This is a genomic window from Stenotrophomonas sp. TEPEL, assembly GCF_004348785.1.
In the GTDB taxonomy this organism is placed as follows: Bacteria; Pseudomonadota; Gammaproteobacteria; order Xanthomonadales; family Xanthomonadaceae; genus Stenotrophomonas; species Stenotrophomonas indicatrix.
In genome coordinates this window covers 3,796,044-3,813,097 of record NZ_QQXJ01000001.1, presented here as the reverse complement: position 1 = coordinate 3,813,097, position 17,054 = coordinate 3,796,044, and the positions used below count along the sequence as shown (strand labels likewise).

Annotated in this window: 12 protein-coding genes; 9 read left to right on the top strand and 3 right to left on the bottom strand. The window is 62.9% G+C overall.

Features of this window, described 5'->3' with window-relative positions; translation table 11 throughout:
* The first annotated feature begins 84 nt into the window (after positions 1–84).
* The 6 genes from TEP_RS17450 (at position 85) to TEP_RS17425 (ending at position 8,456) form a co-directional block, all read left to right on the top strand.
* Positions 85–378, top strand: coding sequence for a transposase (locus TEP_RS17450; RefSeq protein ID WP_093818797.1), 294 nt, complete (start codon positions 85–87; stop codon positions 376–378).
* Positions 375–1,235: an IS3 family transposase gene (locus TEP_RS17445; protein ID WP_132826115.1), complete on the top strand. Its 861-nt coding sequence runs from the start codon at positions 375–377 to the stop codon at positions 1,233–1,235. Before TEP_RS17450 ends, TEP_RS17445 begins: the two co-directional genes overlap by 4 nt.
* A 137-nt stretch (positions 1,236–1,372) precedes the next feature.
* The gene (locus tag TEP_RS17440; protein ID WP_132826114.1) at positions 1,373–2,440 is read left to right on the top strand and encodes a WYL domain-containing protein; all 1,068 of its coding nucleotides are present in this window, start codon (positions 1,373–1,375) and stop codon (positions 2,438–2,440) included.
* Positions 2,441–2,476: 36 nt separating this feature from the next.
* Positions 2,477–3,793, top strand: a complete 1,317-nt coding sequence (locus tag TEP_RS17435; RefSeq protein ID WP_132826113.1) for a hypothetical protein — start codon at positions 2,477–2,479, stop codon at positions 3,791–3,793.
* Positions 3,790–5,829, top strand: a complete 2,040-nt coding sequence (locus TEP_RS17430; protein ID WP_132826112.1) for a hypothetical protein — start codon at positions 3,790–3,792, stop codon at positions 5,827–5,829. The genes TEP_RS17435 and TEP_RS17430 overlap by 4 nt, the downstream gene beginning before the upstream one ends.
* Positions 5,826–8,456 carry a helicase-related protein gene (locus tag TEP_RS17425; protein ID WP_165933937.1) on the top strand — a complete coding sequence of 877 codons (2,631 nt, stop codon included), beginning with the start codon at positions 5,826–5,828 and terminating at the stop codon, positions 8,454–8,456. The genes TEP_RS17430 and TEP_RS17425 overlap by 4 nt, the downstream gene beginning before the upstream one ends.
* A gap of 244 nt (positions 8,457–8,700) precedes the next feature.
* Here the strand turns inward: TEP_RS17425 and TEP_RS17420 are convergent, their stop codons facing one another.
* The 3 genes from TEP_RS17420 to TEP_RS17410 form a co-directional block, all read right to left on the bottom strand.
* Positions 8,701–12,522, bottom strand: coding sequence for an XVIPCD domain-containing protein (locus TEP_RS17420; protein WP_132826110.1), 3,822 nt, complete (start codon positions 12,520–12,522; stop codon positions 8,701–8,703).
* Between the two features lie 11 nt (positions 12,523–12,533).
* Positions 12,534–13,034 (bottom strand): hypothetical protein, encoded by a 501-nt coding sequence (locus TEP_RS17415; RefSeq protein WP_132826109.1) that lies wholly within the window; start codon positions 13,032–13,034, stop codon positions 12,534–12,536.
* Positions 13,035–13,188: 154 nt separating this feature from the next.
* Entirely contained in the window at positions 13,189–13,689 is a 501-nt protein-coding gene (locus tag TEP_RS17410) for a hypothetical protein (RefSeq protein WP_088101275.1), read from the bottom strand.
* Positions 13,690–14,201: 512 nt separating this feature from the next.
* Here TEP_RS17410 and TEP_RS17405 point away from each other — a divergent pair.
* Genes TEP_RS17405 through TEP_RS17395 form a run of 3 tightly spaced genes read left to right on the top strand, consistent with a single transcriptional unit; the run spans position 14,202 to position 16,773 of the window.
* The gene (locus TEP_RS17405; protein WP_132826108.1) at positions 14,202–15,128 is read left to right on the top strand and encodes an XVIPCD domain-containing protein; all 927 of its coding nucleotides are present in this window, start codon (positions 14,202–14,204) and stop codon (positions 15,126–15,128) included.
* On the top strand, positions 15,125–15,760 hold the full coding sequence (locus TEP_RS17400; RefSeq protein WP_132826107.1) for a hypothetical protein: 636 nt from the start codon (positions 15,125–15,127) through the stop codon (positions 15,758–15,760). Before TEP_RS17405 ends, TEP_RS17400 begins: the two co-directional genes overlap by 4 nt.
* A 2-nt stretch (positions 15,761–15,762) precedes the next feature.
* Complete coding sequence (locus TEP_RS17395; protein ID WP_132826106.1) at positions 15,763–16,773, top strand: XVIPCD domain-containing protein; 1,011 nt, start codon at positions 15,763–15,765, stop codon at positions 16,771–16,773.
* Positions 16,774–17,054 lie beyond the last annotated feature (281 nt).

Below are 17,054 nucleotides of genomic sequence, written 5' to 3'. Positions count from 1 at the left end.
GTCACTCGGCCCAGCCGCAGTGATCTGGCTCCCCGTGAGCGGACGCCAAGAAGCGATACTTTGATCGCACTTGGAGGTTCTTTTATGTCCCGTATCACCCGCCGTAGCTACACCGATGAGTTCAAGCACCAGGCTGTGGCGCTGGCCGAGTCACTCGGCCCAGCCGCAGCGGCCCGACAACTGGAGATGTCGGTCAAAACGCTGGCCAATTGGGTCGACGCTGTTCGGGCCGGCCGGTCGCTGACCTCGGAGGCCCGTAGACCGGCCACCGACCTGGAAAGCGAGATCAGCCGCCTGCGGGCCGAGAACGCCAACCTGAGGATGGAGCGGGAAATCCTAAAAAAAGCGGCGGCGTTCTTTGCCAAAGAGTCCAAGTGAGGTACGCCTTCNTCGCCAGTCATAGGACTCGCTACCCGACTCGGGTGCTGTGCCGTGTTCTCGGAGTATCCGTCTCTGGATTCCATGACTATCTGCGCCGACAGTCCGGCGCAGCCGCCGACCCCGATGCAGCACTCCGTGCCGAGCTTCGGGCTATCCATGCGGCTAGCAAGCGCAGCTATGGACGACATCGGCTGGTCAGGGCCCTGCGCGACCGGAATCATCACATCGGCCATAAGCGCGTGGCGCGGCTGATGGCCGAGGAGCGCATCCAGGGTAAGACCAAGGGGCGCTGGCGGCGCAACGCTTCCGGCGGAAGTTCGACCCTCGCCCCGAATCTGCTGGATCGAAAATTCGCTCCTGGTGCCGGGCCGACGGCGTGGGTCGGAGACATCACCTATGTCGCCACCCGTCAGGGCTGGCTGCATCTGGCGGTGGTCATCAGCGTCCAGACCCGACAGGTGCTGGGCTACAGCACTTCCGACCGGATGACCGAGGACCTGGTGGTGAAAGCCTTTGCCAACGCTTGGGCCCTGCATCCGCAACGGCCTGGCCTGATCTTCCATTCGGATCGAGGCGGGCAATACTGGGGCAATGAGTTTCGCCAGCTCCTGCAATCCCNCGGGGTGGTCCAAAGCATGAGCCGGCCTGGCAATTGCTGGGACAACGCAGTAGCCGAGAGCTTTTTTGCCACGCTCAAGGTCGAAGAGGCCGCTGNTCCTTACTCAAGCCGGGAGCAGGCCAGCCAGTCCCTCGCCACCTACATCCACGGCTTCTACAATCCCGCCCGGCTACACTCGGCACTGGGCTATCAATCGCCCAATGCATACGCCCGGCAGCTCAGGGCTGCCGCCTGAAATGGCTTCATGGCGTCCGTTTTCAGGGAGCCAGATCAGTTGCGTGCAGCCTTGGGGCATCCGTGCCCCCCTGTCGTTCCGTGGTCTTCCATTCTGCGCGGGGCTGCGACAGCCGGCGTCGCAGCACGAACGATCCTATGACGTACGCCATCGACAAGGAGAACCGCGTGTCACGCAACAGTACCGATACCCTGCAGCGGCAATGGCACATGCTGCGCATGATTCCGCGCGCTCCGCGCCACATCACTGCGGGAGAGTTGTGCGAGGGGCTGGCGCAGCGTGGTATCACGGCAGGCAAGCGCACCATCGAGCGCGACCTGCAGAATCTGCTGGGGATGTTCCCGCTGGAGGTGGATGAAACCGCGCGTCCCTTCCTCTGGAGCTGGCACAAGGACGCCAACTTCGACTTCATGCCGCGCCTGAGCGTACCGCAGGGCATGGCCCTGCTTCTGGCGCAGCAGCACCTGAAAACCCTGCTTCCCGCCGCGACACAGCGTGAACTGCAGCCTCTGTTCCAGATGGCACGCAGGGAGCTGGCGGCAGGTATCTGGAAGGATTGGCACCAGCGCACCGCTGTGCAGCCCTCGGTGAAGACCCTTCTGGCTCCTGAACTGGACGCCGAAGTGCTGGATGATGTGCATGAGGCATTGGCACTGCGCCGCCAACTATCAGCGATCTACCGCTCCAAGGGGGCGCGCGAGGGGCGCCATGCGTTGATCCATCCGCTGGGTCTGATCATTCGTGGACAGGTGCACTACCTGGCCTGCACCTTCGATGGCTACCAGGACATCCGCCAGCTGGCGCTGCACCGCCTTTCGGAAACTCAGGTGCAGGCTGCTGCCTGCGTAGTGCCGCAGGATTTCGACTTCGCCGTGTACGCCGATAGAGCGGGGCGCTACGAAGACCAGGGCACAGTGCGACTGATGGCCCGTTTTACCAGCGCCGCCGCAGAGCACCTGCGCGAAACCCCATTGTCTGCAGACCAGGCCTTGCACGAGCTGGCTGACGGCGCGCAGGTGGACGTGGTGGCCACGGTATCGCTGGACCAGCCGCTGCGCTGGTGGCTACGCGGTTTTGGTAGCCAGGTGGAGGTGCTGGAGCCTGCGACGCTGCGGGCGGAGATGCAGGCTGATGTGCGGTTGCTGGCTGCTACGTACGCAAACCCGGCGCTGCCAGCGGCACGTTCGTCAAACAGCGTCGCGTAATGCGGTCAATTCACTGGGTTCATGAAAGGAAGAATGATGGCAGGAAGTGATTGGGGGTTGCTCGGCCCAGACCGGGTACCCAGCAACCGGCGCACCCGCACGCTCGGGCTGGGCCGGGCGGTACGCCGTTTCAACGAACTGGCGGTTCCGGGCCTGGGCGGACTCTGGTATGGGCGTCAGGCGCTGTACACCGTTTTGGCAATGGCAGTGGCCAAGCGGCTCAGGACGTGGAACATCCGCCAGTCGCATATCCAGGTCGCCAATGCCATCGAGGCGGTGGCCTGTACCATCGGTTACCGTCACAACGGATGGAGCCCGGACTGGCGGATGCGTGGCCGCAACAAGCTTTCCCGTGATACGACGGCTCCCTCGTTCAAGCACGCATGCCGGTCCAGCTATTACGTATCGCAGCCGATGCGCATGTCCACCGCGCAGGCACTGCCGTCGCTTGGCCTGGCGTTGGCCCCCAGCGTTCGGTTCAACGCGTTCGAGTGCGGCGAAGAGGCGGATGTGTTCCTTGGTTCCAGCATTGGCCACCTTCTGGTGGGCAAAAACACCCTGGTCGACCACCTGTGCTACTGGGTCATGGGCAGCCCACTCAACTGGAAGAGCCACGGGGTTGTTGCAGCGCTGAATCCCTTGGAAGGATTGGATGAGGATGCCCGGCACTGGCTGCAGCAAGCGCTCCTGAAGGGTGCGACCCTCACGGAACAACAATGCCAGCGGCGGAAAGCAGCATGGGACTGGATGGCTTGCCTGCACGCAGAGCCGGGCAGCGTCGCGTCGTTGGATGACGTGCAGGGACCGACTCAGCTGGATGCCGCGCACTGGCACGACCTGCGTGCGGGTACGAAGCTTATCGAAGTCCGCAACGCCGCAGTGGCGGTGCTGGACAGTGTCGAAGGCGAACTGGACACGCGGCAGCGCCGTTCCCTGCAGGTGGATGGGACACTGCCACTCCCGGTGCATCAGGCATTGCGGGCATTGACCGTGCATGCGCAGAGCTTCCTGGCGCTCAACCACTACGACGAGGATGCCAACCGATTCTGTAGTGGGTGCGTGGGTACAGAGGCCGACGTGCTGCGCGCGTTGTTGCGACGTGATGATCAGGTGCTGTGCCTGGTCGACGACTGCGCGCGCCCCGGACCGGCCTATAGCGGTCGTCCCCCTGCGGTGGAAAAAGGCGAGCAAGGAGCCGATGAGGAGGTTGCTGAAACGGGGCGCAATGGCCTACCGCTTCCGGCTGGCATCTCCTATCGCGTGGAGAATATGTACTTGCTTTATCTCGATCTTGCCGGCGAACTGGACGTGGCGATCACGACCCGGAATGCCGCCACGGAGGTGACGGCATGAGCGGCAACGTTACGCCCCGTCCTTCCTTGTTGAAGCATTTCGAGGCCCCTGCCGATCACACTGGTGAGTTCGGCTGGATCTGTGGTTTCTCTGCCGACGCCAGTTTCCTCAACGAGGCTGCGTATCGCTTCACAGGCCAGAGCAAGTCGCAACGCGAGGCCGGTGGAGAGGTGCGTCTGGCGCTCATGCTGGACCCGCGCCACCCCGCACTGCTGCCGACGGCCGTACCCGGGTTGGCGCATCTGCCGCTGCGGAACGAGAGCCGGAACCCCTTTCCATTCCGTCTCCTGCACGCGAAGGTGGCCTTGTTGGGATTCCGCCATCAGAGCGAACCTGACAGGTGGTACGTGCGGTTGGTGGTATCCACAGGCAACTGGACGCGCCAGACCGTGGAAGACAGCCTGGACCTGTCCTGCCAGGTCAAGGTGGACAGTGCGACGCTGGGGGATGCCTTGTCCCAGGAATGCGTGGACATCATCGCCGCCCGCGATTGGCTGCGATGGCTGATCGACCTGCACGATACCCGTCTGCTGGAAGCACCGGCACCTATGGGTGCTGGTGCAGCCGCAGCCAACCTTGCTGCCTGGCTTGCTGTGTGCTCCAAGTACCAGCCGGCCCTACGCGAGCGCAGGCCCCGCTTCGTCCATAACCGCTCGCGCAGCCTGTTTGATGGTGTGCTCAATGCGGTTGAGAGGCATGAAAGACCAAAGGCCACACGGCTGGCGATGGGGTCGGGATTCTTCGAATCGGCAGGGCTGCCGGACAAAAGCGGCGCGCTGCCTTGTGCCAGCGTGCCACTGCAGATCGTAAAGAAGCTCAAGGCACGAGGGCTGCTGGATAAACGCGCAGAGCTGGAACTGCACGTAAACCCTGCCGCCTGCCAGGCCATCGCGCATTCAATTGCCGAGCTCGCGCAGCATCCCGAGCATCCCATCCACGTGCATGCCGCAAAGGTGGCCGACGTCATCGGAGATGTCTACAGCGGTCGAGCGCTGCATGCCAAGTTCATGGTGGCGGCGCGGGCGGAACGCAACGGCTCCAACTGGGCCCATGTATGGGTGTACCTGGGCTCAGGCAATCTGACGCCGGCCGGCATGATGCTGCCGATGTCGCCGGAGGGCGGCAATGCTGAAGCCGGGATGCTGTTGTTCGAGACGAAGGCCAGTTGGGGTGCACGGTTGCGCGCGAAGCTGGCACTGGATCTGCAGGATGCGCTGCCCATCGCCGGTGACCTGCTGGTGCCAGATGCACCAGGGCTGTCGGCTGGAGAGGCATGGCAGCCACCAGCGAGCGAGTACTACGCTGCACCGGTGGCCTTCCTCCAATGGAGGGAGGCAGATGGGCTGCTGCAGCTGCCGCCGCAGGATGACGATCTGGCTACGCCGTTCGAGGTGCTGGACGACGCATGCGTTCCCTGCAGGCGTGTGGATGGAGGTTTTGCATGGCCAGGTGAGGTGCCGCGCATGGTGCGTGTGCGCTGGACCGGGAGCGGTGTCTTCTGTGAGGCGGTGATTCCCGTAGTGGATGCCGATGGGCGTGTCGCCGCAACCCCCTTGGGCGCACTGGACCTGGATCATGCAGAAAGCCAGCTGCTGGCCTTCCCGGGCATGCCTGATCCTGAAGGAGACGAAGAAGAGGAGGGATTGGGAGATCCACTTCCGCGTGATCCGGCGACGAAGAGCAGCCCCCCCCGTCCGGTGTCCGATGGTGCGGCGGGCGACGACACCGCCATCCGCCAGATGATGGGGTTGCTGGAGCGCATTGCCGACCGCCAGGTACGGGTACCAGTGACTGACTGGCCGCGTTGGTGCCAGCGGCTGCAGCAGACCCTGTGCCAGACACGTCATAGCGCCGCAGTTGGGCAGTTCGTCACCTTGGGGCTGGATCCCCTCTCGCCACTGCACGCAAAACCTTTCCGCCCTGCCTTTGCTGAAGACATGCACAGCGAGCACGGCCAACGCTACGAGGCTGCCCTGCAGGTGATCTCGGACACATGGGGAACAACGGGGTTGGCATCGCTGGAGGGCTTGGAATGAAGCAGATGATGGTCAGCTGGGATGACGTCGCGATGCAGGCCGAAGTGCTGCTCGGCGATGGCGGGTCGGACGTGGAAAGGCGGTTGGCGCTGATCGAAGGTCAGCGGGAATCCCTGCGCGCCCTATGCACGCGCCTTCGGCGTAATGGCGTGATCCTTGCCGACGAGGTCGGTATGGGCAAGACACGTATCGCAGTGGCACTGGCGCAGTGCGTGATTGCTGCGGGCGGACGGGTGGTCGTCGTTGCTCCGCCTGGCCTGGACGAGCAATGGCGGCGCGAGTTCGCGCTGGTGGGCCAGCAACCTCCGGCCCTGCTGCGCAGCTACCGGCAGTTCCTGCAGGCCTGGGACGGGGCTGGCACCGAGCGGCCCTGGCTGCAGGAGAAGCTGGTACTGGTATCGCACAGTTTCAATCGATGGGCACCGGGGAAGCTGGCTGACTATCGCTGGAGTCTGCTGCCGGCCACGCTCGCACGCTACCGCAAGGAAATACTTGGCAAGCGGTGGCCGAACGGCTACGGGGAATTCGAGCAGGGTCTGATGGGTTGCGTGTCGCGCGCCGCAGGGGCGCTCATCGAAAATCTGTCGATAGTCGGCTCTGCCTCGCCTTCGGGGTTGCTGTTGCAGGACATCCATGAAGAGCTTCCAGCATGGAGCGAAACTGCGAACGGCGAAAACCATGCCGCTCGAAGCGCGCTGCGTCGTGCCGTGGATCAGGTGACGGGGTTGGGGCTTGGAGCCTTCGATCTTGTGATCATCGATGAGGCGCACAAGAGCCGGAACGAGGAGAGCCTGCTTTCCACTCTGCTGGATGATGTTCTACTGCGCAGCAGTTCTGCACGCTGCCTTGCAATGAGTGCAACGCCGGTTGAGCTGGACGCATCGCAGTGGGAGCAGAGCCTGCGGCGTATAGGTGTCGCCAAGCCGCCGGTGGATGTAATCAAAAAGTATGTTGCCAGTGTGGATGACTTGCGCCGTGCGCCCATGAATGAGGGGCACGAGCAGGCCTACCTGGCAGCAGCGGCGGCTTACCGCAATGCGCTGGATCCCTATCTGCTGCGTCGGGACAAGCGTGAGGATCCTACGGTGCAGCAGTTCTCAAGGCATGCAACGCCAGCTGGGCAGGATTATCGTGAAGTCCGTCCAATCAAGGTGAGGATGGATCCGTCCACGATGTCCGAGCCCTGGATGCGTGCGGTGTGTGCGGCTGAGGCGCTGTCGTTCACCTCAACGCGCGTGCTGGACAATCGCGCCAAGCGGCACCGGCTGACTGTAGGCAACGGCCACGGCATCAGTGGGTTGATCGACGCGGTAACGGAGGAAACCTCGTTGCAGCCGGAGCTCAGCTCCTCGGTGCTGGATGATGCGGCGGCCTTCAGCAAGCGCAAGGCACGTGCCGAGTGGTGGCACAGGGCAATGCAACGTGCCGTGCGCGAAGCCGCGCCGGGAAATGGAGCGGCCTACACCCACCCCGCGTTGCTGGCAGCGGTGGACGCCATCGAGAGCGTTGCCGCGAATGAAAAGGTGCTTGTGTTCGGCCACTACCGTGCGCCGATGAACGCTCTTCAACACCTTCTCAACGCACGGGCGATGCTCCGCGCTCTGGACGAAGGAAAGGTGTGGCCGCAGAGTGGCCTCCATAGTGATGATGACCGTGTGGCACTGCAGGTGGCGCATCGGCAGCTTTTCCACCGCGAAGTCGACCTGGAGGCGATCGAACAGAAGCTGCAGTCCGGCTACCGTGAACTCGAGAACAGTCGGCAACGTTTCCGTACCGGCTTGCTGCGCAAATTGAAGGTCGGCTTCACCTCCTTGGATCCGCTGCTTGGGGCGCGTTTTGCCGTGCCGTTGCAGATGCTCGAGGATGAGCGCCAACCCCGCAGTGGTGCCTCATCCGTAGTCGGCGCACTGGCAGTGGTGGCGCGTGCTTTGGCCGATCATCTGGAGGGTGAAGCCGAAGACCCGACGCCAGTGCAGTTGGCCACTGCATTCGTTGAGCTTATGCAGGCGGCTGCCAACCTGGATCCGTTGACCGATGATGCTGGCGGGGAGGTTGACGATGGGTCCTGCGGCGAGAATACGTGGACTGCAACACTTGAGCGGCTTAGGCAGGACTACTCGCATCAGCAAGGCGGGTTCGCGCGCCAACTGAATGGCGACACTGCGCCGGGCACCCGCCGCTTGCTGCAGCTGGCATTCAACCGGGCCAATGCGAATCCCAGGGTTCTGATCGCCCAGTCGCAGGTGGGACGTGAGGGGCTTAACCTGCATCTGGCGTGCCGTACCGTGGTGTTGCTGCACCTGGAATGGAACCCGGCCGTAGTGGAGCAGCAGATTGGACGGGTGGACCGGATGGGCAGCCTGTGGCAGCAGTTGCTGGAGAGAGCGATTGAATGTCCCGACGATACCGTGCCGATGCCGCGCATCCAAGTGCGTCCGGTGGTATTTGAAGGCACCTATGACGAGCGGCAGTGGCGAGTGCTCCAGTATCGCTGGCAGACACTGCGATCGCAGTTGCATGGCGAGATTCTGCCGGAGTGCGATGCCGCGGATGTGATCGGCGCGCAGCTGCGCAATCGCGTTGCCGAGGCCGCGCCATGCTTCTCACCAGCACAGTCACGGAGGTAGCTTGTGGAGGGGCGCGCGCTGGCGGCGCGTCCCTCCTCTCCATTCTGCCAGCATCGGAAATCTGCATCTCATTGGAGCGCAAGGTGTTCAACGTGGTGCTGGATGCGGCCAACAAGAGCATCTATACCGGCAACCCGCTGGCCGACCCGGTGGCGGATTGGCACCTGAGTGATGGATTGGAATGAAGAACCGCTGCTGAGGTTCTCAGCGCCAGCTGATCGTGACCTCCATCTGAACCCGGCGCTCAGCCCATGCTGGCCGCGCGCACCTGGATGTCCTGCTGTGCTCGCTCGTCCTGCAGTTGCTGCTCCTGCTGATTGGCCAGTTCGCGCTGCTGCGCCTCCCTGCTGACCGAATCGAACTGCAGCAGTGATTGCTCCACAGGTGTCTGCGCGGCCTCTGCGGTGGGCATAGATGCCCGCAAATGGGCGGGATCGTCCGCCTCGCCCTGCACCACGAAGAGGGTATGGCCGGCGGGATGCGCTGCCGTGGCGTTGCTTACGAGCACATGATCGACGTGGGACAGATCATTGTCCTTGGCCAGAACCAGCAGGCTGGCGGTCATTCTCTCGCTCGTCGCATCGAAGCTTCGGCCATGTTTGGCGTCCAGCTCCTCCACGCCCTCGCGGATCTGCAGATAGAGCGCGTGATCGGGATGGCCGGGCTGCATTGGGTTGCTCTCCGCCAGAGCGGTGGGCTGCGGGTGTGCATGTTCTGCGAGGTTGCGTTTCTCACCTGAGGGCGAGGAGGGGAGCGCCGCCTGATGGGTAGCGTCTCCGCCAACCTCAGCGGTTCTGGGTCCTGCAGCCTCCAGCTCCGGATTGTCCCGGGCCGGTGGCGGCGAGACTGGGTGTTCCAGCGGGACGTCCTGCGCGGTCCTTGGCGCCTGCTCGTTCTCAAAAGGTCGCGGCAGTGGCTTCTCTGCTTCGTCTTGAGCTGCAGCGGCGGCACCCTGTACCGGCAGTGCGTCCGTAAGCATCTGCGGCTCAACACCGGCCTGATGCGCAGGAGGCTCAGCCTTGGGCTCTTGCATCTGAACTGGCTGGGTTGATCCTGCAATGGCCGCAGCAATTACCCCCTGGGTACTCTGAGTCTGTCGCGCCTGCTCTACATTCGGTTCATGCTGCGAGGCACTTTGAGCGCCCACTACTAGTGCAGCGGGTACCGGTTCCTCCTTCCGAGCGCTCTGCCGGGCGGCATCCTCTGCACGCTGCGCCGAGTCGGCTTGCCGTTCAGAGCGACTATCTACTCTCTGCTCACTCTCACGCGACGGAGGTGTGTGCTCTGGCTCAACAACCGCCGTCGAGAGCACCGCGATGACAGGAGCAGGCGCCGGAGCTGGCTTGCGAGAGGGTTCAATGGCAGCGCTGGGTGCCGCACCTCGTTGGAGGTCACTGTCGACCCTCAGTACCTCAACCAGGTCAACCTGCACCCCTCGCGCCTCCAGCACTGCCGCAGACGCTGCCTGCTGCGCATCCACCACCGCGCTGCCTAGGCGATTGGCCTCCTGCAGGGCTTGCCGGTGTGCGTCCTGCTCCTTTGCAGTCAACGCAGCAATGCGTAGCTCGGGCACGTCGGGCGTCGTCGCCTGATCTGCAGACGCAGCGCCTTGGGCAGCCAGCGAAGCTTCAGGCCGAAGCTGCAATTTAGCCCGCGCAATGTCCTCAATAGTGGTAGTGCCGGTGAGCACCATCCGGTTGCCGCCCGCGTCACCAAACGTGGCGATGGCACTATTTGCGCTGGGCGCGTGGGTGCGTGGGTCTGGCATCAGTTCCAGAACCACATCGCCCGTCCTGCCCTGCAGATCCAGCGTCTGCTCCACAGCGACGGCTGTAGCCGCAAGCTGCTGCTCGGTGCGCTCGATTCCATGGCGCGCGTACAGCGCATCCACCTGGCCGCGAATACCCTCGGGTGCAACCTGGGCGCTGTCTTTGAGATGCCGGGCGATGTCGTGCAGCCCGGCGATGCCGTCATTCAGGCTTTTCCAGGTGATCTCCAGCTCGTCGCTTAGGTTTCGGTTGGCGGTGCTGTCGAAGATCACGCCCTTGCTGACCCATTGGCCGTCCGCTTGCCGTGTGTAGGCATTGCCATCACTTGCCTTCAACGTGTCGGCGCTGGCTTGCGCGTCTTGAACGGCACGGGGAATGGATGGATTGTTCGCGTCGCCGAAGTCGTTCCAACGCCCTTGCTCGTGAGCAACCATATAGCGCGCAGCCATCGCGGCTTTGGTGTTTGACGCGTTCTGGGCGATGACCGTGCGTGATTGTTCATCCAGCGCCTGTGCCTGCTCCGCCGAGACTGGCAGATGGCGGCTGCTGGGCACTCGCCCATCCACCATTTCCTTGATCTCCAGCTCCCATTGTCCCGAGCCGGTGTCGCGTACAAAGGCGCGATCGGTTTCGAAGGCACCTCGCGCGGGCTCGGCCAAGCCATTGGCGTTCAGCCGGTAGGGATTCTGTGGTGGTGGCGGGTTCGACAGGCCCAGCTCATAGGAGGCTCGAGCCGCCTGCCAGTTCAACTGGCGCTCCAATGTGCCGGTGGCTACGTAGCTGGTGCGGAAGGTGACGTCGTCACCCTGTGCCGTCTGCAGCGGGCGGACTTCCACGCCGGTACCGAGGTCGCTGCTCTGAACCTGCTGTTGTTCGCCGGCTCGCAGCCATCGCGCATTGGGGTCGGCCGGATTGCGTGTCCAGGTGCGCCCCATCGGGTCAATCTGGGAGTAGACGCGTTCGATGTCTTTCTGCTCGGCCCAGCGTTCGCCGAGGTACGCCCCCAGGACGCCGCCGCCGATGCCGGTTGCAATGGCGCCAGGGCCTGTCCACGAGCCCGACGCAAGGCCGACACCGGCGCCGCCGAGAAAGCCGCCTATTGCACCACCGACATTGCGGCCCACGAAATGCGCAGCGGTGGAATCTGCACCTGCTGCATTACCCTGCGAGTTCAGCTCAATCCACTTGTGCCCGGAGGTGGCGAAGTCGTGCGCAAGCAGGGCGACACCCGCAACGCCGGCAACCTTGATGGCGGGGTTCATTCCGGCATGTACGCCATGCGGTGCAACGTCGGCGACTGCTTCGGCAGCGGCTGCCGCATGGGGAGGGCCGCGCGGTGCACCTGGCTGGAAGGGTGCGTGCGATGGTGGTTCGGGCAGGTCTGCGAACAGGTGCGGTCCTGTGCCCAGATTGGCATGCGCGGCGACCCAGTTCGCGCGCGTGGTCGACATCTCGCTCAGGTTCAACGCGCTGTAATCGTGCAGCGGTCGTTCGAAGAGCGTCTTGCCGACAGCGTCATAGCCCTCGATGGGTTTGAGATGCAGGCGCACCTGTGCGACGTCGACGGGTTGTGTGCTGTTGGTGGTGGCATGCTGCGCGAGATTGCGCTCAAGTGCCTGGTACTCGGCGGCAGACTGGCTTGCGAAGGCCAGTGGCTCGGGGCCGAATGCGCTTATCGGGTAGCCGTTGATACGGACAGTGGGGTGATCGAGGGCGGTGGCTAGTTCAAATTTGTCGAAGCCACGTCCGGGCTGGGCATTCTCGACAAATGCCAGCAAGGGCTTGCCTGTGGCGATGGCGTTCTCGAAGAACTTGGGACTGCCTGCGTTCCACATCATGTCTTGGAGCGCGCTGATGGGCTCCCCTTTGGGAACGAATCCACGAGCACTCATGAAGTCTCGGAACTTGTCCTTGACGGCATGGAAGTCCTGATGAATTTCAGGATATTCATTCAGCGAATCAATGTAATGTCCCCAAGGCGTATCACCGATGATCGCCGCTCTACCCTCAAGGTTCCTTTGATACTCGGTTGCGTTATCGAAATTTGGGATCTTTCCTCCGTCGATCCCCGAGAACGCAATGTACTCGACGTCTTTCGGAAGGAGAGGCGGATGGACGCGCATCTTTTCCCTGACGAAGTCCTCGTAGCTCGTTGATCCATCTGGGCCCGAGCCGGGAGAAGTCAGATACTCAACAACGAGAGCCTTCTGCTGGTCGGAAAGCCGACTACCATCAGCCACGTTGGTTGCTGGTTTCAATGTGGCTAGTGCAAATTCTTTGAATGCGAACTGCCCCATGTCATCTGACCTCAGAACACGTGAGCGGGGACAGAGAGCTCGGCCAGGATGATTCGGCCATCAGCTGCCAACGGAATACCTTCAGGGACTTCGATACCAACTTGTCTCAGTGCGCCTGCTCGCGTGAGAACGAAGTAACGGACATCCCGCGAGTTGTCGGTCTGATTGGCGAAAACAGCCAGCAGACCCTTCGCAACAGCCCGTAGAAAATCCATTGGGTCATCGGTATTGCCGAGGTCGGCTTTGAGCCTCGCTATCAGCTCCAAGGCGTGGGTGGAGCTCAGGTCCAGGGTGTACTTCCAACCCCAGTGATCACCCTTCTCAGTTCGTTCCTCGGTTCCAAGTACAGACATGGCTGCAAGGATCCGCCCCCCTCGTCGGAAGGTGTACTGATATTCCGTGACTTCGTCTCCATCTGGCATGTCTGAGGCGACGATTCTTGGGAACGAGATGACTAGTCCGCTGAACGCGTCGATAGCGGTTCTTGCTTGGGGATTGAACTCAATGGGCACGATCTTGTCCTGCTTTCCGATGATGAAGTCGTTGGGGCCTGTCAGTGAATGATGGCGTAGCATCTTCTGTATGAGGGAGTGAGCCTTGTATTGCCCGCCATTCGTCTGGCCTGGCGGTGCTCGACCAACCCGCCATCCCTCAGGATGTCACCCCTCAGTGAGCATTGACGGGTACATAGGCTTCGGCAAGCACAACATGGCCATCGGAAGCGACTAGACCCCGGTCCGGGGTCAGCACGCCGGCAATCGCCAGTGCACTTACGGTGGTGATCACGACGTATCGGAGGTTCTCGACGTTGTCGGTCTGGCCGGCATATGCCATTGCCAGCCCTTGAGCAAGGTCTCGCAAGAACGAGAAGTCATTGTCGGCGTTGCCAACCATCGTCTTGAATTCGAGCATGTAGGTGATCAACCAATCGTGGCCGAGGTCAAAGGTGAAGACTCGCTCTGTATGGCCGTTGACCTCTGCGAGCTGGTCCGTTCCGTGGAAACCCAGGCCGCCAACTCGCTTGTCACAATGATAGAACGCGTACTGGTACTCCGTTACGACTGTTCCATCCGCCAATTCGCCCGGGAGAACACGTGGTCTGGGAATCGTGATTCCGCTGACGGGATCAAAGGAGGAGTACGGCCTGGGTTCGAAGCAGAGACGCATGGTTGATCCTAGGACATTCGGTGAGCTCTTTGACGGCAGATCAGCCGGCGGCATTGCATGGAGGAGCGTCAGGAGTATGGAGCAAGCATCTCCAACTGCATGGCCATTCGCCCGTTACGTCGAATTGCCGCACGGCGGGCGGACAGGGGGAGCGCAATACGACATGGGAGTCACCCTGCTTCACCGCTTGGCAAGGCGTGAGCAGAACGCGCCAGTAAGCGTGGGCCATGTGGCGGCTCAAAGCGGATGGGACCGCAAAGTGAGCGCGGAGGATCCAAGCCAGCTTGGTATTCATCGGCAATTCCATTGCTCATTGGGCTTCGACTATACGGTTTCGTCCTTCGCCTCTCCAGACGCATGTGTCCTACATGTGTCCTAAAAGCCAAGTACTGGTCCCTGGTTCACACATTCAGCAAGCCACCGCCACCCCGGCCCGGGCTGTCCACCTGCCCGTGAACCCACCTATGCGATCATCCGGCCAGGACCGCAGTACCCAACAAGGCTGAGCAGGCATGGAGCAAGCAACACGCTACACGGTAACCCTCTTTCTGGCCGCGCCCGGCACCCCGCTGAACAGCGGCGGCAGCTCACCGCGCGGGCACATGTATTTCCAGACCGCGACAGGCGAAGAAGCACAGAGCTACGGCTTCGCACCGCCGCGCCTGCCACCCGATGAGGCCGCTGCCGGTGTGCAGTACGCCGAGGTCGTACACGACGACGCCGACGAGCACCGCGACCCGTATTACAGCCGCACCCTGGAAATCAGCGAGGAGCACTACGGCTGCCTGCGCGATTTCGCCGAGGAGCCGGCCGAGTTCGGCTTCGATGTCGATCGCCCGGCCACCATCAACCGCTGCAGCGATTTCGTCTGGGCCGCGCTGCACTATGCTGGCCTGCATTCGCAGCCGGCACCGCTGGACGGCGGTAGCAACCTGGGCGAGTTTGCGGTGCTGTTCAACCTGCCGGAAATCCAGTGTATTGCGGCGCCATTCCCGGCCAGTGAGCTGAATCGCGAACAGCACCACCCGATGCCCGAACGCGAGGCCGAGCTGCACCGCGAAGGCGGTCGCCCGAGCGACGAGCCGCCGCCCAGCCCGATGGAAGTGGCCGGCACGCTGCTGGACCCCTCGCACCCGGATCACCGGCTGTTCGCGCAGCTGATCCAGAAGGTGGCCGAGCTGGACGCCGCACACGGGCGCACCTTCGACGACACCAGCCAGCGCATCAGCGCCAGCCTGCTGGTGCTGGCCAAGCAGAACAACCTGTCGCGCGTGGACCACGTGCTGCTCAGCCGGCCTACCAAGCGCAGCCACGAGGCCGAGAGCATCTTCATCGTGCAGGGCGACCGCGATGACCCCGGGCATCGCCGCGCGAGCATCGCTACTGAAGTAGCGGCACAGACGGATGTGGCGGATTCGCTGCGGTTGAAGGAGCAGTGATCGTGCAACTGCAGCGGGTGCTGGTGACCTTGGTTGTGCTGGGCGTGCTGGTGGCGTGCCGTGCATCATCAGCACCTGAGGTAGCGCCCACGCTTCTGACACCAGCGCAGGCTGCGGCCCGGACCGTGGTCCCGTTCACGCGCGCAGTGCAGTTGCAGAAGGCCGGGCGAATTGCTGAGGTTACTTTCGACCTGCCCGCGCCTCAAAAGCCGGCCATTCCGATCCTGAACGTCGGGCTGCGGCTGCAGGAAACCGACGCGCGCCGCCTGCTGGATGCGTCGGAGAAGATCACGCTGGGAAGGCTGCCAACGCGGCTGCGCTTGGAACGGATCGATGCCAGCACGCCTGGCCCTGTACAGCTCTGGCAGCGCACCCGCGATGGGCATGACTCGCAGAAGATCCCCGATGATGGCGTGGTGACGGACTTGACGACCGGGAGCGTTGATATCAACAGTCTTGCCGAGGCGGGGTTGTACTCTGAAGAGGTGCTCTATCGCACGCTGCAGTTGGCGCAGGTCGGGGGAATTGCACCGGGGCGCTACGTTCTGGTGGTAGATCTTGTTGAGGATCGACCCGAGCTGGAAGGCTTGAAAGCAGAATTGATCGTTGGCTACCAATCACTAGTAAAGTAGATATGCACAAGGACGGCGCCGAGCGCTACAGCGTGACCATCCATCTGGCGGCTCCCGGTACACCCCGTTACGGACGTGACGCTGAAGGGAACAGGTTGCTGCTGGAGCCATCGTTCGCGGGGCACATGTTCTTGTCGCTGCGTCGCTCGGGCGAGCCTTTGCCGGAGAGCGTTGGTTTCACCTCGGCGGGGACGAAGGAGAACCCGAACAGGGGCAAGGTCGATGACATGGATGTATGGGTCTACGACAACTCTCGCTTTGAGCGAACGATCGAGATCAGCAAGGAGCAGTACGACCGCATCCTCGAGTTCTCGGCTGATCCGAAGAAGCACGGCTTCGATATGAACTACGACTTCTTCTCCAACGCCTGTACCGATTTCGCGTGGGGTGCGCTGAACCACGCAGGCTTGCGGCCAGTGGGGCTTGCGGGGGAGATCAACAACTACGAGGGTGCCACCAAGGTTCTGGACAACATCCGCGCCGTCAACGCCATTCCTCAGCAGGTAAAGGGCAGCGAGCTGGACAAGGTGCAGTGGAACCCGATGCCGAAACAGACGTTCCGGGAGTGGATGTTCACTGAGAATGGCGAGCATCTTCGCAATAGCTCCATCGCCGCGGCCGGAACCCCCGCCGATCCATCCCACGCCGATCACACTCGCCTCAATCAGCTTCACCAGCAGGTGGCCGACCTCGGAGACTTCGGCGCCCAGAACGGCAACGTCAGCGCCAGCCTCCTGGTGCTCTCCAAAGAGCAGCAGTTCACGCGCGTAGACGATGTGCTGCTCGGCGAGCGCCGTGGCGATGCCGCCCCGAACCTCTTCATCGTGCAGGGCGACCGCAGCGACCCGGCGCATCAGCGCGCCAGTCTGCCGGCAGATGTCGCAGCGCAGACGCCGGTGGCAGCCTCGTTCGAGCGCATCGAGCAACTGGCGCAGGCACAGCCGCAGCGTGATGCCCAGCGTCAACAGGAAGAGCAGCAGCTGGCCCAGGTGCACGCCCCGCGCATGGTCTAGGCGTCCAGCGCCGAACAGCGCGTCCGCCCTGCATCCGCAGGCGGACGCCACGGCCCCTACCTGCTACCATTCCCGCGCTACCCAGCCAGCCTACCCCGCGCAGACAGATGCAGGGCCGGGCCGTCGAAGAACGGCCCCGCGAGCCAGGACACCCTCCGTGCCCATTCAAGGACGCTCGCATGATTCGCAATTCCCTCTTCCGTTCGGCCGCGCTGGCCGTCGCCGTGTCGCTGAGCCTCGGTGCTCCGACCGCCTTCGCCGCTGAAGCCGCCGGAGGAGGC